The following is a 17,120-nucleotide window of genomic DNA, read 5'->3' as shown; positions in this document are numbered from 1 at the left end:
GGAGTAACGGGCCTTCGCCCGGTGGATATGTGAACTACGAGGTGGCGCGCACCCGTCCGGCGAGGCCGAGCAGGATGTCGACGGCGAGGAAGCCGAGCAGGCTCAACCCGACCAGCGGGACGAACCAGCCGACCACCAGCGCGGCGGCCAACACCGGCACGACCAGCCACGGCGAACTCTGGCGCAACGCGCCGCGCCGCGGAGCCCTGCCCATGGCGAACCGTCCCGCGCCGCGCGTCGGTCGCCTGCGCCACCACAGGAGGTAGCCGCGCACGATCACGGTGACCAGGCCGATCATCGCCGCGAGCAGCAACAGCTGGTTGAGCAGCCCGAACAACAGCCCCATATGGAACTGAATGCCCCAGTTGGTGAGCTTGGCCATCAGCGGCCAGTCGGCGTAGGCCAGGCGATCGGTGACCGCGCCGGTAGCGCCGTCGACCGCGATCGAGTCGACGGTGTAGATGCCGGGCATCCGGCGTTCCTTCACCGCGAACGCCTGCCCCGGTGCGGCCGGGACGGCGATCTCGGCCGCTTGGGCGATGCCCTCGGCACGGGCGGTCGCATATACCTGTTCCAGCTGGGCGATCCGCTCGGCCGGGTCGGTGGACGTGTGCTCGACATGGCCGCCGCTGTGATGATCGGAACCCGAATCATGCGCGGACGCGGTGCTTCCGGGCAGCGCGGTGCTGACCGCCGGTGTGGTCCAGCTCAATTGCTGACGCAGCTCGGTGATGTTTTCACCGGCGTACGGCGACCAGGTCATGCCGGTCACCGACAGTAGCAGCGCCAGGGGAAGCACCCACATGCCCACCGCACCATGCCAATTCAGCGTGCGACCGCGCGCGCGTTGCGACCGGTCGGCCGCGAACAGCCAACCCCAGCCGTTGCGGGCGCGTCGGCTCCGCACGCGGCGCACCCAGATGACCAGACCGGCCAGCCCCACGATCCACAGCCAAGACGCGGCGAGCTCGCTGTAGATCCGGCCGGGCTCGCCCAGGTGCAGGTCCCGGTGCAGTTTGTCGATCCAGGTGCGCATCGGCAGCGCGCCAGAGCTGCCGTAGACGACGGAATCGCCCACCGGCAGTGCGGTGTACGGGTCGACGAATACCGCGCGCCGCTCGGACTCGCCCAGCGAGGGATCGCTGAACAGCACGCGGGTGGTGTCCTCTGGGCCTGCGGCCGGAGCGACCGCGACCAGCTGCAAATCCGGCTGGATAGCGCGCTGGGTGGCGACGGCGGCACTGACCTGCTCCGAGAGCGGCTCGGGTGTTCCGGTCTGCGTGACCGTCAGCAGGTCGCGCGACATGATCGACTCGAGCGTCGGCGAGATCGCGTAGAGCGCGCCGGTGACCGCCGCGATCAGGATGAACGGTCCGATGAAGACACCTGCGTAGAAGTGCAGCCGTACGTACAGGCCGTTGTGCGTGGACCGGCGGTTGGCGGCGGGGGCGTCCGACGGCTCCGGTAAGTCGGTGTCGGAAGTGGCTATTTCTTCTGTTGTACTCACGGTCGTTTCGTTTCTGACGTCGGGAACCCGGGCGGGAAGCAGGCTGTCGTCCTGGGTGGCCGAGGCGCAACGGGGCGCTCCTGCCGATGGCGGACAGCGCGTACCTCGCATACGGCCGATGTGCGTGTCGCGGAACTACATTCGGCGACCGGCGTCTTGGCCGAGGTGTGCGGCGGCGGGTGCGCTCACCTTGGGAGAGGCGCTACATCGCCGGGGTACGCGGAAATAGCCGTGCGAACCCGCGCAACGGCGTCCCCGCACGCTCAGGCGATGGGCACGGGGTGCGGATGACGCTGTGCTGCACGGTGAAAGACCCTGGGCATGAGCAACACTCAGCTCCGGGGCGCTCCTTGCACCGGGTGTGGGAAAAGATCAGACAGCGACCGGAAGCGGCGGACCGCGCGTGCGCAGCGATTCCGCGGCGAACACACGCAGGATGACGCGGTCGCGATGGTTCGTACGCAGCGGCGCCCGATCCGCGACCACGGGCGGGATATGGCGCACCGGCAGCACGCGGGACAGCACCGCGGTACCGATCTTGTACGCGGTCTCCGCGCCGCGGATCACGACGGACGCCGTGACCGCAGCGAACAGATGTGCGGTGAGCATAGTGGGGGTCAGCTGGGCATCGCCGTGATGCACGTGGCCCGAGCTGATGCCCATGGTGAAGTGACCGAGGAGCTGCCCGGCCACGAGCGCCGCGACCAGCCCGGCGGAGGACTCGCGCAGCGGGGCGAGACCGGCGACCAAGGCGCCGACCACGGCGGACGCGGCGGCGAGCAGCGCCAGTGTGGTGGTATCCGGTGGCATTCCGCCGGACGCCCACCCGTGTGCCGCAACGGAAATGGCACCGGAGATCGCACCGGCCGAACCACCGCGCACTCGCGCGACGGCGCCGCGTCGTCCCGCGGCAGGCCGGTCGATCTCGATCACCCGCTGATGATAGCCGACGGCTTGCACGCAATCCCCGATGAAGGGCGTCCGGTCACGGACAGCGATGTTGTACGCGTCGTTGTCACGGACGCACGGACTGACCGGCAGGCGCGGCGACGAGGACTCCGCGGCCGCCAGTCGTGGACGCGAACCGATCAGCTCGCGTCGACCTCCATTTCGATCAGCGGCTTGCGCAGCAGCTTGCCGGTCGCGTTGCGGGGCAGCTCGTCGAGGAAGACCACCTCGCGCGGGACCTTGTAGCGGGCCAGGTTCGCCTTGACGTAGTCCTTGATCTCCTGCGGGTCCCGTTTGGAACCGGGGCCGGGGACCACGAAAGCGCGCAGCCGCTTGCCGAACTCGCGGTCGTCCACGCCGACCACCGCGGCTTCGAAGATGTCGTCGCGGCCCGCGATGAGGTTCTCCACTTCGAGCGGGAAGACGTTCTCGCCACCGGAGACGATCATGTCGTCGTCGCGTCCGTCGATATAGAGCAGGCCGTCGGCGTCGAAATGCCCGACGTCACCGCTGGACATCATGCCGTCGACGATCTCCTTGGTGCGGCCGTCGGTGTAGCCGGTGAAGGCGAAGCCGTTGTCCACGAAAATTGTTCCGGTGACGTTCGGCTCGGTGATCGGCTGGCGGTTCTCGTCCAGCAGCACGATCCGGATGCCGACCGGGGCCTTACCGGCGGTGGTCGGCGCCTTGCGCAGGTCCTCGGGGGTCGCGACGGTCATCACGGCGCATTCGGTGGAGCCGTAGAGGTTGTAGAGGCTGTCGTTGAAGTAGTCCAGCGTGCGGGTCACCACGTCCGGCGCGATGGCCGAACCCGCCGCGAAGATCACCTTGATGCTGCTCACGTCGTACTCGGCCAGCACGTCGTCGCCCAGATCCAGGATGCGCTGCAGCATGGTGGGCACCACCACCAGCGAATCCGCCTTGTACCGGGCGATATTGGCCAGGGTCTGCTCGGGGTTGAACCGGCGCTGCTGGAAGATTACCCGGTTGCCGAGGGCGAGACCGAGGGTGAACTGGGAGAGTCCGGTGCCGTGGAAGATCGGCGCCGCCATGATCATGGTGCCGTTGTTGGGCAGCGGCACCCGGTCGACGAACTGGGCGGAGGCGAACGGGCTGACGCGGTCCCTTGGCGCGCCCTTCGGAGTCCCGGTGGTGCCGCTGGTCAGGATCACCATGCCGCCGGGCTTGGCCGGTGCGGGCAGCGGCGCGGTGGAACGGCTCGCGCTCAGCGTATCGATGGTCGGGATCGACGGATCGGCGTTGTCGGTTTCGTCCACCCAGGTCAGGATGCGCGGGATCGCGGCGGGGATGGCGCTCATCAGGTCGATGAACTCGCTGTCGTGCAGCACCGCCTTCACGTGCTCGCGCTCGGCCACGTCGGCGAATTGCGGCTTTGCGAAACCGGTGTTCATCAGCACCGCGCGCACGCCGAGCTTGCCGGCGGCCAGCAGGCTCAGCACCATGCCGCGGTGGTCGCGGGCCAGGATGGCCACCACGTCACCAGGATTGATGCCTTGGGCTTGCAGTCCTCGGGCCAGGGCGTTGGACTGCTCGTTGAGCCGGCCGTAGGTGAGCTCGCCGCGCTCGTCGACGATGGCGGCGGCGTGCGGCCTGGTCTGCGCGGCGTGCATGACGACTCCGGCGAAGGGGCCGAATTTCAGCACGTTGCGCGCCGAGCGTGCCGCGTGGTCGGGGCGCAGCGGATTGAACAACCGCCGCTTGACCATTACGTTCACGCCAAGGGCTAGATCGCCCGCCTTGCGGGCGGTGTCGGCCAGCGGGGGGAGGGAGAGAGACATCGACGACAACCTTCCGGCGGCGCCACCCGGCGGTCCTCCGAGTGGTGCAGGCCGCAATCTCGAGAGCCAGTGCTGCCGCTAACAGTAGCAAGCATCTGTGACCGGATGTGTCACGTATCTCGCAGATTCCTACCCGTCGGTAGTGGGCGGTGTTCGACCTGCGGCGCCGCGTGCTCGCGGACTCTTGGGGTTCGCGTCCGAGCGACCGCCGCTGGCGACTTCGTCGCGAACGCAGCGATCACGCGGCCGCGACCTGGCCGCGAACGGTGTCGCTTTGCTCGAAAGCCGGGTTGGGCCGATGCGGTTGCGCTGGGTAGCAACCGCAGAGAATTCTGGCATCGCGTTCGGGTCTTCGGTGTTCGCGGCGGTGTTTGCCAGCGGGGACTGTGAGCCGCGACCGACGCTTTTCGGCCTCGCGTATGGCAGTCGCGTCTCAGGGAAGATGCGGGGTGGTATCGGTTGTTGCGCCGATCCCACCCCGTCCGCCGTCGGTCAGGCCTTGACCTCGTAGTCCACCAGCACGCGGCGCAGCAGCTTGCCGGTCGCGTTGCGCGGCAGGTCGTCGAGGAAGACCACCTCACGCGGCACCTTGTAGCGCGCCAGGTTGTTCTTGACGTACGACTTGATCTCCTCGCCGTCGGGCGTCTGGCCCGGCTCCGGGACGACGAAGGCGCGCAGTCGTTTTCCGAACTCCACGTCGTCCACGCCGACCACGGCCACGTCGAAGACGTCGGGCCGCTCCAGCAGCAGGTTCTCCACTTCTTGCGGGAAGACGTTCTCGCCGCCGGAGACGATCATGTCGTCGTCGCGGCCGTCCACCATGAGCAGGCCGTTCTCGTCGAAGTGGCCGACGTCGCCGCTGGACATGAAGCCGTCGATGACCTGCTTGGTGCGGCCGTCGGTATAGCCCTCGAAGGGCGCGCCGCTGCGGATGAAGATCCGCGCGGTGGTGTTGATCGCGGTGACCTGCTGGTCGTTGTCGTCGAAGAGCCGCACCTCGCAGGTGATCGGCGGGCGCCCGACGGTGCCGGGTGCCAGGGCGAGGTCCTCCGGGTTGGCCACGGTCGCGACCGCGCATTCGGTGGAGCCGTAGAGGTTGTAGAGAACCGGGCCGAACGCCTCGGTGGCCTTGATCGTAAGCTCGGGGGACAGCGCCGAACCGGCCAGCATGATCACCTTCAGCGAGGAGGTGTCGTACTTCGCCCGGATCGCCGGATCGAGCTCGGTCATCCGGTGCAGCATGGTCGGCACCGCCACCAGCATGTCGACCTTGTGGTCGGCGATCGCCTTCAGTGTCGCCTCGGCGTCGAAGCGGCGGCGCACCACCACCTTGTTCGCCAGTGCCGCGCCGACCAGCCAGGTGGCCAGACCGGTGCTGTGGAAGATCGGCGACACGATCATCATGGTGCCGCGCTGCGGGAAGGGGATGCGATCCACGAACTGCGCCGTGGACAGCGGAGTGACCTTGGTGCGCGGCGCGCCCTTCGGCAAGCCGGTGGTCCCGCTGGTCAGGATGATGAAGCCGCCGGGCTTGCTCGGGGCGGGCAGCGGCTCGGTCGAGTTGGCCGCGACCAGGTCGTCGAGCGTCTGCGTGCCCGCGGGCAGAGGGGTGCCCTCATCGACCCAGGTCAGGTAGCGCGGCATGTCGGCGGGCAGGGCGTCGAGCAGACCGAGGAATTCGCTGTCGTGCAGCACCGCCTTGACCTTCTCGCGCGCGCACACCTCGGCGAACTGCGGTTTGGCGAACCCGGTGTTCATCAGCGCCACCCGGACGCCGAGTTTGCCCGCGGCGGCCATGGACAGGATCAGGCCGCGATGATCGCGCGCCAGGACGCCGATCACCGTGCCCTCGGTGATGCCCGCCGCCTGCAGGCCGCGTGCGATCGCGGTCGACTGTTCGTCTACCTCAAGGTAGGTCAGGGTGCCCGCCTCGTCGGCGATGGCGGGCGCATCCGGCGCCACTCGCGCGGAGTGCCGGATCAGTGTGGCCTGCGGGCCGAGGATCTTCGACTCTTTCATCGTCCGCAGTGTCTCCAGCGGCTTCCTGGGGTCGCTGACGCCCGCGGTGCGCAGCACCCCTAGCGCCTTCACAATCTCCAGCGTGTGGGCCACTTTCATGTCGACAAAACCTCCACAAAACCCTCGCGTCGGTACTCGACCTAGCGAACCAGTACGGCGTGTTGTCCGCCACCGTAGCAGTGCAGAGTGTGAGAGGTCACAACGAAATCAGACAAATCCGTCTCGGGGCGGTCACGGCCGACGTGGGTGGGCGTAACCTCCGCCTTCGCTCCGGTCGTGCGCCATCTGAGGCTTGGATAACGTCCGATGGCGGCCTATTGGCGGGTCGCGGACTCGATTATGTCTTTTTGTCCTGTGTCACCGGGCCGGCGGGCTACCCTCGCAACGTTCGAGACCGCTCGAAGGGAGACGCGGCCAATGTCCGATCAAGAGGACCGTGAACCGTTCATCGATGTCCCCGGCGACCTACCCGGTATCCGGGGTCTGTTCGCCTTCAAACCCGAAACCGGCGCTGCGCTGAGCGAATTCGCGCAGACGTTGCTGCGCGGATCCTCGCCGCTCAGCCCGGGGGAACGCGAAACCATCGCCGCGTACGTGTCGTCGCGCAACAAGACCTACTTTTGCACGCAGTCGCACGCGGCGACCGCGGCGGTGCTGGTAGAGGGCGGTCGCGACGCGATCGACGCCGTCATCGATGACGTGGAGTCCGCGGCCATCGATCCGAAACTGCGCGCGCTGCTCCGGATCGCGGACAAGGTGCGCCAGTCCGGCCTCGACGTCACCCACGAGGATGTCGAGAACGCTCGCGCGGCGGGCGCCAAAGACGAGGACATCCACGACGCGGTCCTGGTCGCCGCGGCGTTCTGCATGTTCAACCGCTATGTGGACGGCCTCGCGACGATCGCGCCACGGGAGCGCTCTACTTATGAGCAGATCGGCCAGCTGCTCGCCACCGCCGGGTACGTTGCCGTGGGAGCGGCCCAAGCGCCGGGTACCGCTGAGGGCGGCCAGTAGGAATCATGCGCGGCGGCCGGTGCCTCGAATCGGCCGCCCGCGAGCCCGTCGCGGACTGGGGAAGCCGGCCTCAGGGCAGCCCCCAGGCGAATCCCGCTGCGATCACAATGCAGCTGACAATGGCGATGACGACGATGCTCCACATGGGTGCGAAGGCTACGGAGCGGACGGCTCCAGGTCCATAGCCGAGACGACACTTCGTGGGCCGTAACAGCAATCCGGTGCGAGTTGAAAACCCGCACCGGATTGCTTTGCCGGACTGTCTAATTCAGCATCACTTGAGCTCGGCGCTGGTCTTGCCCAGGACGCGCCGCGCGACGATGAGCTGCTGGATCTGCTGGGTGCCTTCGAAGATGTCCAGGATCTTCGAGTCGCGGCCCCACTTCTCCAGCAGTGTGCGCTGCGAGTAACCGATCGCGCCGGCCAGTTCCACGGACTTGAGGGTTACGTCGGTGCCGGTGCGGCCCGCCTTCGCCTTGGACATGGACGCCTCGAGCGAGTTGGGCTTCTTGTTGTCGGCCATCCATGCCGCGCGCAGGGCGAGCAGGTAGGCGGCCTCGTAATCGGCTTCCATACGCAGGAATTCGGCGGCGGCGGCGTGCTGGTTGTTGGCCGGGGTGTCGTAGGAGATCTCCACGCCCGCCGCGGTCAGGATCGAGCGCAGCTCCTCCAGCGCGGCGCGGGCGACGCCGACCGCCATGGCGGCGACGAGCGGACGGGTGTTGTCGAAGGTCTGCATGACCCCCGCGAAACCCTTCTCCACGTTGACTTCCGGGCTGCCGAGGATGTTGTCCTTCGGAATCCGGCAGTCCTGCAGCAGCAGCACGGCGGTGTCGGAGGCTTTGATGCCGAGCTTGTGCTCGAGCCGCGCCACCGACAGGCCCGGGGCGTCGCGCGGCACGACGAACGACTTGATCGCCGCGCGACCGAGGCTCTTGTCGAGCGTGGCCCACACCACGATGTGGGTCGAGCGCTGACCAGCGGTGACGAAGATCTTCTCGCCGTTGAGCACCCACTCGTCGCCGTCGAGCACGGCGGTGGTGGACACGGCGGCGGAGTCGGAGCCGAAGGACGGCTCGGTGATCGCCATCGAGGCCCACACCTTCCCGAAGCGCTTCAGCTGCTCGTCGGTCGCGACCGCCGCGATCGCCGCGTTGCCCAGACCCTGGTAGGGGATCGACAGCATGAGGCCGACGTCGCCCCACGAGGTCTCCAGCGCGTTGAGCAGCGCGGACATATTGCCGCCGTTGGTGTTTCCGAGCAGTTCGGTGGCGTGGCGGTCGCTCTCGCTGTCCTCCGCGCGGCCACCAGCCGCGCCGCCGATCTTCTGGGTGCCGGAATCGGCCAGACCTTCGACCATGGCGGCCATGGTGTCCAGCTCGACAGGGTAGTCGTGCTCGCCGAGGTCGTACTTGCGCGAGATCGGGCGGAAGATCTCCTGCGCGACCTGATGGGCCTGGTTCGCGCTGGCCCGCAGCTTCTTGGGGAGTTCGAGGTTGATCATGGGTGGGTCTCCTGGAAAACGGAACGGGCCGGTTAGACGAGCACGACACCTTCGGCGACGCCGATGGCCCGCAGGTCGCGGTACCAGCGCTCGACCGGGTGTTCCTTGGTGTAGCCGTGGCCGCCGAGCAACTGCACGCCGTCGAGGCCGATCTGCATGCCCTTGTCGGTGGCGAGCTTGCGGGCCAGCGCCGCTTCCCGGCCGAAGGACAGGCCCTGCTCCGCCCGGGAGGCGCCGCGCAGGGTCACCAGCCGCAGGCCGTCGAGTTCGATCGCGATATTGGCGACCATGAACGCCACCGCCTGGCGGTGCGAGATCGGCTCGCCGAACGCTTCGCGCTCGTTCACGTACGGGATCACGTAGTCCAGCACGGCCTGTCCGGTGCCCGCGGCGAGCGAGGCCCACCCGAGGCGGGCCAGGCGCACGGCGTCGGCGTACTCCTCGGCGCGGGACTTGGCGTCACCGTCGCCCAGGATGGCGTCGGTGCCGACCGCGACGTTGTCCAGGATCACCCGGCCCAGTCCAGCCGCGCGCAGACCCATGCTCGGGTCGGCCTCGACGACCAGGCCGGGCGCGTCCGACTCGACGATGAACAACGCCGGACGGCCGTCCAGCTCGGCGCCGACCAGGAACAGTTCGGCGTCGGCGGCCGCGGGTACCAGGGACTTAACCCCCGAGATGCGGTAGCCGCTTGGCGAGCGTACCGCCTTGGTCTGCAGCGCGAACGGGTCGAACAGGGCACGCGGCTCGCTGATCACGACCGACGCCTGCGGCACGTTCTCCCCGGTGAACGAGGGCAGGTAGGTCTTCTGCTGCGCGTCGCTGCCCCACTGCGCGAGCGCGACCGCGACGCCGCTGGGCGCCAGGATGGGCAGGGCCAGACCCATGTCACCGTGCGCCAGCGCCTCGGCGACCAATGAGTTGGTGACCGCACCGCGCTCCGAGGCCGCGCCCTCGAGTTCCTCCGGGACGTTGATCAGGGTGATGCCGAGTTCAGCCGCCCGCTCCAGCAGGTCGCGCGGCGCCTTGGCGGCGTTGTCGGCCTCATAGGCGGCCGGGCGCAGGATCTCGGCGGCGAATTCCTTCACCGTCTCGACGATCATCTGCTGCTCGTCGGTCGGGGTGAGGTCGAAATAGCCCTTGGTCTTCGCCTCGTTCGCCGCCAGACGCTTGGGCGCGCCGGTGCCGGCGACCTTGGCGAAGGCGCGGGTCGCGGCGCCGAGCGTGCGGAAGCCGGTCTTGGTGCCCTCGTAGGTGACGCGCTCGATCGGCTTGCGCAGGTTGTACTTCTCGGCCAGTTCCGACCCGGTCAGGGTCGTCATGACTCGCATCGCCGCGCCCATCCAATCCCGCTTGGGTTGGTTCAGGCCGACCGCGGACGTGTCTGGACGTCGCTTCGTTGCGCTGTCTCGAGTGCTCATCATCTACCTGTTTCTCGGATTTCTCGGATGGGTGGAGCGGTCTGTCCCCAGCAATCTTACTCTTGAGTAAGGCTATCTTACTTCAGAGTAAGAAAAGCGTCGAGGTGCAGAATATGCGGCGGATCCAGGTCCGGCTGGACCTGTGCGGAACGCGCCCGGCCTCAGCGAAGACAGAGGTACGCCGGCGCAACACCGACATGAGCGGCCGACGGCATCGTCGCAGTTAGAATCCGACTCATGTCAGCGATCTTCGACTGGGCCCGGCCGGACAACGTCCAACCCGAGCCGATCACGGTCGACATCTGGCGCGAGCTTCCAGAGGAATTCTGCCGCCTGGTGGAGGTGGTCAACGGAGACGCGGTTCGCTGCGAATCACCGACCCGGGCACATCAGAAAGCCGTCCACCGGCTGCTCGCGATGCTGGAGACGGCGGCCCGAGAACACATGGGCGAAGACCCGTCGGCGTGCCTGGACGCCAACCACGATTTCGATGTGGTGCTCTGGGAGGTCCCCCGCGCGACCATTCGACGTCCCGACATCGCGTTGTTCGAATGCGTACCGGCGGATGTCCGACGACCGGTACCCGCGCGGCATCTGAAGATCGCCGTCGAGGTCATCTCGCCCAGTCACGTCAAAACCGACCGGCTGGAGAAGATGGGCGAATACGCTGCGGCCGGAATCCCCTGGTATTGGCTGGTCAGCGTGTCGGACAGCGAGGTGACCTCGATCGAGACCTTCGGCCTCGACCACAGCGTCGGGCATTACCGCCTCGCCCGCGTCCTCAAGCCGGGCACAGCGTTCGCCGTCGATCTGCCGATCCGGATCCAACTCGATTGGGACCAGTTGACCGACCTCGTGCTGTGACACGCCGAGGTCCGGTCGGCAAACCGTCTTCGCCGCCGGTAGGCGGGTGGTAGAGCCGGTCGAACCGATGAAGCGGATCTCCCGGCTCAGGCGATCATTCGCGGACGTAGTACCGCAACGTTCCGTATGCTGTCAATGCGGCGAACACTATGCCGACCGGGGCGATGACCAGCGCGGTCGTCGCGATGTCCTCGCCAGTGATGCGGGGGAAGACTTTGCTGGCGAACAGGTCGCCGAGCGCGCGGTCGATCACCAGTGGGCGGGCGGCGAGCAGGCCGATCATCGCGAGCACCGAACCGGCCAATGCCGCGACTACCGCCTCGAGCAGGAAGGGCAACTGGGTGTACCAGCGTGTGGCGCCGACCAACCGCATGATGCCCACCTCGGTGCGCCGGGTGAACGCGGCGATCTGCACCATGTTCGCGATCAGCAGCAACGCGGCCAGCGCTTGCAGCACGGCCAGGCCGAATGCCGCGTTGCGCAACCCGTCGAACAGGCTGACCAGCCGGTCCACGATGTCCTTGTCGTTGCGCACCATGCCGACGCCGGGCCGATCGTAGAACTTCTCGTAGATCGCCGGATACAGCTGCGCGTTCTCCATCTTCACGCGCAGCGACGCGGGTAGCGGCGTCTCGCTGACGTACTTGGCCAGCTCGGGCTGGTCTTTGAAGGTCTTCTCCTTGGCCTCGCGGATCGCCTCGTCCCGGTTGAGGAACTGGACCGACTCCACGCCGCCGGTCGCCTTCAGATCGGCCATCAGTGATCGGCACGGGTCCTGCGAGCAGTCCGGGTCATTGGCCGAGACGTCCTCGGTGAGATACAGCCGCACCTCGAGGCGGTCGAGGAAGTACTGCTCGGTCTTGTCCGCGATGCGCACCGCCAGCAGACCGCCACCGAGCATGGTGAGCGAGACCGCGGTGGTCAGGATCATCGCGATGGTCATCGTGACATTGCGGCGCAGACCCGCCGCGACCTCGCCGAAGAGGAAACTCGCACGCATTATCGGCCCACCCCGTAGACGCCGGTCGCCTCGTCGCGCACCAGGCGGCCGCGATCGAGCTCCACCACCCGCCTGCGCATCGCGTCGACGATGTGATTGTCGTGGGTGGCCATCACCACCGTGGTGCCGATGCGGTTGATCCGTTCCAGCAGCATCATGATGTCGGCGCTGGTGTCGGGATCGAGGTTGCCGGTCGGTTCGTCGGCCAGCAGTACCAGCGGCCGGTTCACGAACGCGCGCGCGATCGCCACACGCTGCTGTTCGCCGCCGGACAGCTCGCTCGGCAGCCGATCGGCCTTACCGCCGAGGCCGACCATGTCGAGCACCTCGGGGACGGTGCGCTGGATGACCTGGCGTCGTTTGCCGATCACCTCCAGCGCGAACGCCACGTTCTCGTAGACCGTCTTCTGCTGCAGCAGCCGGAAGTCCTGGAAGACGCATCCCATGCGCTGACGTAGCTTGGGCACTTTGCGGCCCGGCAACCGGTCCACCCGGAAGTCGGCGACTCTGATCTCGCCGGATGTGGGCGACTCTTCTTTGAGCAGCAACCGCATGAAGGTCGACTTACCCGAGCCGGACGGTCCGATGATGAAGACGAACTCGCCCTTGCCCACATCGACGGTGATGTTGTCCAGCGCGGGTCGCGTCGACGTCGGATACGACTTGGTCACGTTCCGCATGGTTATCACGGGGAGCCAGTGTAACCAGCAACCGCGCGCGGCCTGCGTCGTCAACCGTGGGTGACAGCGTGGCGCGGCCGGTCCGCCCGTCAGGGGCTCGGCTGATCGGAGACCACCGCCGCCGGAACGGCGTTGACCAGCGTGGTCGGCACGGTGGTCGTTTCATCCGGTTTGACGAATACGTACAGCACGAAGGTGGCGACCCAGGTGGCCATGAGGATCGCCGTGGATCTACGCGGTCTCACTGATTCCCTCCCGGCGCAAGGCTGCGGCTACACGCACCCGCAGTTCGCGTCCGACTTCGAATTGTTTGCCCGGCAACGTGCGGGCAACCATTCGGATGTTCATCTGGTCTACGGTGAGGTCTTCGACACCCATGACGGTGGGCTCGTCCAGCAGCAGTGGCTTCAGACGAGCATCTTCGTACGCCTTTGTACCGACCTCGTGCAGGATCTCGTTGACCCTGGTGATGTCAGCGCTCGCGGCCACCGGTACGTCGATCGCGGCGCGCGCCCAATCCTTCGACAGATTGGTGACTTTCACGATCTGGCCGTTGGGCACGGTGATCACCTCACCGTCCGCGTTGCGCAACGTGGTGATCCGCAGCGTGACGTCCTCGACCGTACCCTCGGCCTGCTCCGCGGCTCCAGTCACCGCGATGCGGACCACATCGCCGAATCCGTACTGCCGCTCGGTGATCAGGAAGAACCCCGCGAGAATGTCCTGCACGATGCGCTGGGCGCCGAAACCGAGCGCGGCGCCGAGCACCGCGGCGGGCGCGACCAAGCCGGTGACGGCGAAACCGAGCCGCCGCAGCACCTCCATGGTGATCAGCACGTAGACGATGGTCAGCACCACCCACGTGATCACCTGGGCCAGCGCGTGCCGGTGCTTGGCCGCCTCGGTGCGCACCAGCGCGTCGCTGCTGTGGAACCCAGCGTCGATCTTGCGGGTGACCCGGTCCCTGACGAACGTGGCGAACCGGCTGAACAGCACCGCCCCGAGAATGAGCAGCACGATCTCCAGGCCCGAACCGCGTAGCCACGTGGTGAAACCGGTGGAGGCGATTGCCTGGATTCCCGCGACATTCATCTAGCTCGCCTGCTCTCGCATTCTCCAGCGGATACCGGACTCGATGAACCCGTCGATGTCGCCGTCGAGCACCGCCGACGGGTTGTTGACCTCGTGGTTCGTCCGCAGGTCCTTGACCATCTGGTACGGGTGCAGCACGTAGGAGCGCATCTGATTGCCCCAGGACGCGCCCTCGTTGGTCTTCAGCGCGTCCATCTCGGCGCGCTCCTCCTGCCGCTTGCGCTCCAGGAGCTTGGCCTGCAGCACACGCATGGCCGAGATCTTGTTCTGCAGCTGCGATTTCTCGTTTTGGCAGGTGACCACGATGCCGGTGGGAATGTGGGTGATACGGACCGCGGAGTCGGTGGTGTTGACGCTCTGGCCGCCCGGACCCGACGAGCGGTACACGTCGACGCGGATCTCCGTCTCGGGCACCTCGATGTGGTCGGTGGTCTCCACCACGGGTAGCACCTCGACCTCGGCGAAGGAGGTCTGGCGACGTCCCTGGTTGTCGAACGGGCTGATCCGTACCAGGCGGTGCGTGCCCATCTCCACCGACAAGGTGCCGTAGGCGTACGGCGTCTTCACCGCGAAGGTGGCGCTCTTGATGCCCGCTTCTTCGGCGTAGGAGGTGTCGTAGACCTCGACCGCGTACTTGTGCCGGTCGGCCCAGCGGATGTACATGCGCATCAGCATCTCGGCCCAGTCGGCGGCGTCCACGCCGCCCGCACCGGAACGGATGTTCACCAGCGCGTCGCGCTTGTCGTATTCACCCGACAGCAGCGTGCGGACCTCCATCGCCTCCACGTCGCCGTGCAGCGCGGCGCGCTCGGCGTCGGCCTCGGCGATCGCGGCGGCCCTGGCCTCGCCCTCTTCCTCCTCGGCCAGCTCGTAGAGCACCGGCAGGTCGTCCAAGCGCTGGCGCAGCTCCTCGACCCGGCGCAGCTCGCCCTGGGCGTGCGAGAGCTCGCTGGTGACCCGCTGCGCGTGGTCCTGGTCGTTCCACAGGTCGGGGTCGGCGGCCTGATGCTCGAGCTCGTCGATACGACGGCGCAGCTCGTCGATGTCGAGGACCGACTCGACCGTCTTGAGTGTGGCGTCGAGTTCGGCGAGATCAGCGGAAACGTCAGGATGCACGATCGTCAAGCCTAGCCGCCCCTCGACAGGCGCAGCACACGAGTGCACGCGCGGTGACGTGGGACGGCGCCGACGCGGCTGAGCAGCCTCGACGGCGGCCTGATCGGGCAGAACGCCAGGCGCTCCCGCGCTCGCCCCTCACCCGGCACCGGGCCGGTGCGGTGTGATGGACGCCTCATGGGTTCCTACCCTAAACGCCGACCGCGCCTGGCGCAGTGGGTGTTTGGAACTCGGAGCGATCGCCGTGGTGGCCGGCCGTAGCTCGGTCGCGGTAGATCCGTTGTGTCGCTACCAGCCGTCGGGTGTGCAGTGCCGTGTCGAACTCCGCGCGGTTCGGCATCCGGCGATCCCCCTCGGCGCGAGGCGGTGTGACTTGCTCAGGCGTTGTGCGGAGCGTCACCGCGGCCGGGTTGGGCGACCGCAGCTGTGCATGGACGCCGCCGTGCTCCCGGAGGGATCCAGCTCGGTCAGCCGGAGACGGCCCGCAGTGCGCCGGGGCGGCGGCCGGCGAGCGTGTCGAGCGCGGCTGCGCTTGCGTCGTCCGCCGGGAGATAGACGATCACTTGCTGGTCGTCGTCGGCGGAAAGATCGAGAACCTCATAGGCGAGGCGGAGTGGCCCGGCATCGGGGTGCGCCAGCCGGGTTACGCCGGTGGCGGCGGCCAAGCTGGGCACGTTGTCCACGCGGTCGGCGAACGCGGGACCGACGGTGACCGTGAGTTCGTCCGCTAGGGCGGCGATATGCGGATCGACGCGAAACGGGCCTTGCTTCAACGTGGCGACCGTCTCATCGGCGACATGTTCCCAGTCCGCGTAGAAACTCCGGGCGTCCGGTGCGCAGAACACCAGACGCGCCAGGTTGGGCGGTGTATCGGGTCGGGAAAAGAGGCCGGTCGGCGCCATCAGCCGGTGGTAGCCGTCGGTGTAGGCGAGCACTTCGGTGAGGCGGTTGACCACCACGGCGGGCGCGGGTTCGAGACGGTCCAGGATCGCGCGCACCGTGGGCCGCACGTCACGCAGCGGCTGCGCGTCGCCCATGCAGCTGAACCCGCTGTCGACCGACTTGCTCAACCGGTGCAGGTGGACGCGCTCGGCGGGGCTCAGCCGCAACGCGTCGGCCAGCGCGGACAGCACCGGCGGCGAGGGATGACGGTCGCGGCCCTGCTCGAGACGGGTCACATATTCCACACTCACACCGGCCAGCGTGGCCAGTTCGGCGCGGCGCAATCCGGGGGTGCGCCGCCGCGCTCCGGTCGGCAGGCCGACCTGGGCGGGTGTCACGGCTTCACGGCGGGTGCGCAGGAACAGGCCGAGCTCGTTATCACTCACGACTCCGCCTCGCCGCGCTCGGCTCCGTCGTGCGCGAGGGCGCGCTGTGTTCTCGGTTCGCTCGCTGACGCTCATCCACATCTCGAACCTAACAAGGCGAAACAGCCGGAGGGTGTCCCTGCCACTACCACTCTTACAGCGGTCTCCCTGGGCCGGGCGGCGTGCCGCAGATTGGGTAGCAGCGGCCGATCCGGGTCGCTGGGAGTGATCCGAGGAGGAACAGCATGTCCAACGCCCCACTGAAGCTCGCGGTGATCATCGGCAGCGTCCGGGTGGGACGCTTCGGCCCCGTCGTGGCCACCTGGTTCGCCGAGCAGGCGCGGCGGCACGGTTCGTTCGAGGTGGACGTCATCGATCTGGCCGAGGCGCAGATCCCCCTGGAACTGCCCGCGGAACCACCGGCGCTGGATCCGGACCCGGTGCGCCCCGAAGGCATGACCGACCTCACCGGTCGGCTCGCGGCGGCCGACGCTTTCGTCATCGTCACGCCGGACTACAACCGGAGTGTCCCCGCCTCGCTCAAGGCCGCCATCGACTGGCACTTCACCCAGTGGGACGCCAAAGCGATCGGTTTCGTCGGCTACAGCGGAGCCAGTGGCGGCCTGCTCGCCATCGAGCACCTGCGCCAGATCTTCAATGAACTCAACGCGCACACGGTGCGCAATTACGTCTCGTTCCCGCGCTACTACCTGCTCTTCGATAGCGAAGGCCAGTTGCTGGAACCCGCCGAGCCCGCGGCCGCGGCGGCGGCGATGCTCGACCAGTTGCACTGGTGGGCAAGCGCGTTGACCGTGGCCAGGTCACTGCCGGTGGCGTGAGCGTGGGATG

15 protein-coding genes are annotated in these 17,120 nt (G+C 67.6%); 3 read left to right on the top strand and 12 right to left on the bottom strand.

The window, feature by feature from the left end:
* Positions 1-34: 34 nt before the first annotated feature.
* From AB0M45_RS08805 to AB0M45_RS08790, 4 genes are all read right to left on the bottom strand, one after another.
* Positions 35-1,507, bottom strand: a complete 1,473-nt coding sequence (locus AB0M45_RS08805; protein WP_364324547.1) for a PepSY-associated TM helix domain-containing protein — start codon at positions 1,505-1,507, stop codon at positions 35-37.
* 372 nt (positions 1,508-1,879) lie between these two features.
* Positions 1,880-2,440: a hypothetical protein gene (locus AB0M45_RS08800; protein ID WP_364324544.1), complete on the bottom strand. Its 561-nt coding sequence runs from the start codon at positions 2,438-2,440 to the stop codon at positions 1,880-1,882.
* 155 nt (positions 2,441-2,595) lie between these two features.
* Positions 2,596-4,254: an acyl-CoA synthetase gene (locus AB0M45_RS08795; protein ID WP_364324541.1), complete on the bottom strand. Its 1,659-nt coding sequence runs from the start codon at positions 4,252-4,254 to the stop codon at positions 2,596-2,598.
* A 492-nt stretch (positions 4,255-4,746) separates the two neighbouring features.
* Positions 4,747-6,372, bottom strand: coding sequence for an acyl-CoA synthetase (locus AB0M45_RS08790; RefSeq protein ID WP_364324538.1), 1,626 nt, complete (start codon positions 6,370-6,372; stop codon positions 4,747-4,749).
* Between the two features lie 318 nt (positions 6,373-6,690).
* Between AB0M45_RS08790 and AB0M45_RS08785 the strand changes: the two genes are divergently transcribed.
* Positions 6,691-7,287 carry a carboxymuconolactone decarboxylase family protein gene (locus tag AB0M45_RS08785; RefSeq protein ID WP_364324536.1) on the top strand — a complete coding sequence of 199 codons (597 nt, stop codon included), beginning with the start codon at positions 6,691-6,693 and terminating at the stop codon, positions 7,285-7,287.
* A 274-nt stretch (positions 7,288-7,561) separates the two neighbouring features.
* Here AB0M45_RS08785 and AB0M45_RS08780 read toward each other — a convergent pair whose 3' ends face one another.
* Positions 7,562-8,791, bottom strand: coding sequence for an acyl-CoA dehydrogenase family protein (locus AB0M45_RS08780; RefSeq protein ID WP_364324533.1), 1,230 nt, complete (start codon positions 8,789-8,791; stop codon positions 7,562-7,564).
* A 32-nt stretch (positions 8,792-8,823) separates the two neighbouring features.
* Entirely contained in the window at positions 8,824-10,212 is a 1,389-nt protein-coding gene (locus AB0M45_RS08775; protein ID WP_364324530.1) for an acyl-CoA dehydrogenase family protein, read from the bottom strand.
* A gap of 237 nt (positions 10,213-10,449) precedes the next feature.
* On the opposite strand from AB0M45_RS08775, the gene AB0M45_RS08770 reads away from it, so the two are divergent.
* Positions 10,450-11,076 (top strand): Uma2 family endonuclease, encoded by a 627-nt coding sequence (locus AB0M45_RS08770; RefSeq protein WP_364324527.1) that lies wholly within the window; start codon positions 10,450-10,452, stop codon positions 11,074-11,076.
* A gap of 94 nt (positions 11,077-11,170) precedes the next feature.
* Here the strand turns inward: AB0M45_RS08770 and ftsX are convergent, their stop codons facing one another.
* The 6 genes from ftsX to AB0M45_RS08740 all read right to left on the bottom strand — a co-directional run bounded on the left by ftsX (position 11,171) and on the right by AB0M45_RS08740 (position 16,292).
* Positions 11,171-12,076, bottom strand: a complete 906-nt coding sequence (gene ftsX / locus AB0M45_RS08765) for a permease-like cell division protein FtsX (protein ID WP_364324525.1) — start codon at positions 12,074-12,076, stop codon at positions 11,171-11,173.
* Positions 12,076-12,765 (bottom strand): cell division ATP-binding protein FtsE, encoded by a 690-nt coding sequence (gene ftsE / locus AB0M45_RS08760; RefSeq protein WP_040781303.1) that lies wholly within the window; start codon positions 12,763-12,765, stop codon positions 12,076-12,078. Before ftsE ends, ftsX begins: the two co-directional genes overlap by 1 nt.
* 80 nt (positions 12,766-12,845) lie before the next feature.
* Positions 12,846-12,971 (bottom strand): hypothetical protein, encoded by a 126-nt coding sequence (locus tag AB0M45_RS08755; RefSeq protein ID WP_364324521.1) that lies wholly within the window; start codon positions 12,969-12,971, stop codon positions 12,846-12,848.
* Positions 12,972-12,987: 16 nt separating this feature from the next.
* On the bottom strand, positions 12,988-13,848 hold the full coding sequence (locus AB0M45_RS08750) for a mechanosensitive ion channel family protein (protein ID WP_364324518.1): 861 nt from the start codon (positions 13,846-13,848) through the stop codon (positions 12,988-12,990).
* A complete protein-coding gene (gene prfB / locus AB0M45_RS08745) occupies positions 13,849-14,964 on the bottom strand; it encodes a peptide chain release factor 2 (protein ID WP_364324515.1) in 1,116 nt (371 codons plus the stop codon).
* Positions 14,965-15,431: 467 nt separating this feature from the next.
* Entirely contained in the window at positions 15,432-16,292 is an 861-nt protein-coding gene (locus AB0M45_RS08740; RefSeq protein WP_364324512.1) for a helix-turn-helix transcriptional regulator, read from the bottom strand.
* Positions 16,293-16,516: 224 nt separating this feature from the next.
* On the opposite strand from AB0M45_RS08740, the gene AB0M45_RS08735 reads away from it, so the two are divergent.
* Positions 16,517-17,110, top strand: a complete 594-nt coding sequence (locus tag AB0M45_RS08735) for an NAD(P)H-dependent oxidoreductase (protein ID WP_364324509.1) — start codon at positions 16,517-16,519, stop codon at positions 17,108-17,110.
* Positions 17,111-17,120: the final 10 nt, after the last annotated feature.

The sequence above is a fragment of the Nocardia sp. NPDC051787 genome (assembly GCF_040681325.1).
Classification (GTDB): domain Bacteria; phylum Actinomycetota; class Actinomycetes; order Mycobacteriales; family Mycobacteriaceae; genus Nocardia.
This window is presented reverse-complemented; position numbering and strand designations above follow the sequence as displayed.

Coding starts and splice junctions, on each gene's coding strand:
- AB0M45_RS08755 (WP_364324521.1), bottom strand. CDS start 12,971: ATGGCCACCTGGGTCGCCACCTTCGTGCTGTACGTATTCGTCAAACCG.
- AB0M45_RS08750 (WP_364324518.1), bottom strand. CDS start 13,848: ATGAATGTCGCGGGAATCCAGGCAATCGCCTCCACCGGTTTCACCACG.
- ftsX (WP_364324525.1), bottom strand. CDS start 12,076: ATGCGTGCGAGTTTCCTCTTCGGCGAGGTCGCGGCGGGTCTGCGCCGC.
- AB0M45_RS08780 (WP_364324533.1), bottom strand. CDS start 8,791: ATGATCAACCTCGAACTCCCCAAGAAGCTGCGGGCCAGCGCGAACCAG.
- AB0M45_RS08775 (WP_364324530.1), bottom strand. CDS start 10,212: ATGAGCACTCGAGACAGCGCAACGAAGCGACGTCCAGACACGTCCGCG.
- AB0M45_RS08795 (WP_364324541.1), bottom strand. CDS start 4,254: ATGTCTCTCTCCCTCCCCCCGCTGGCCGACACCGCCCGCAAGGCGGGC.
- AB0M45_RS08790 (WP_364324538.1), bottom strand. CDS start 6,372: ATGAAAGTGGCCCACACGCTGGAGATTGTGAAGGCGCTAGGGGTGCTG.
- AB0M45_RS08785 (WP_364324536.1), top strand. CDS start 6,691: ATGTCCGATCAAGAGGACCGTGAACCGTTCATCGATGTCCCCGGCGAC.
- AB0M45_RS08770 (WP_364324527.1), top strand. CDS start 10,450: ATGTCAGCGATCTTCGACTGGGCCCGGCCGGACAACGTCCAACCCGAG.
- AB0M45_RS08735 (WP_364324509.1), top strand. CDS start 16,517: ATGTCCAACGCCCCACTGAAGCTCGCGGTGATCATCGGCAGCGTCCGG.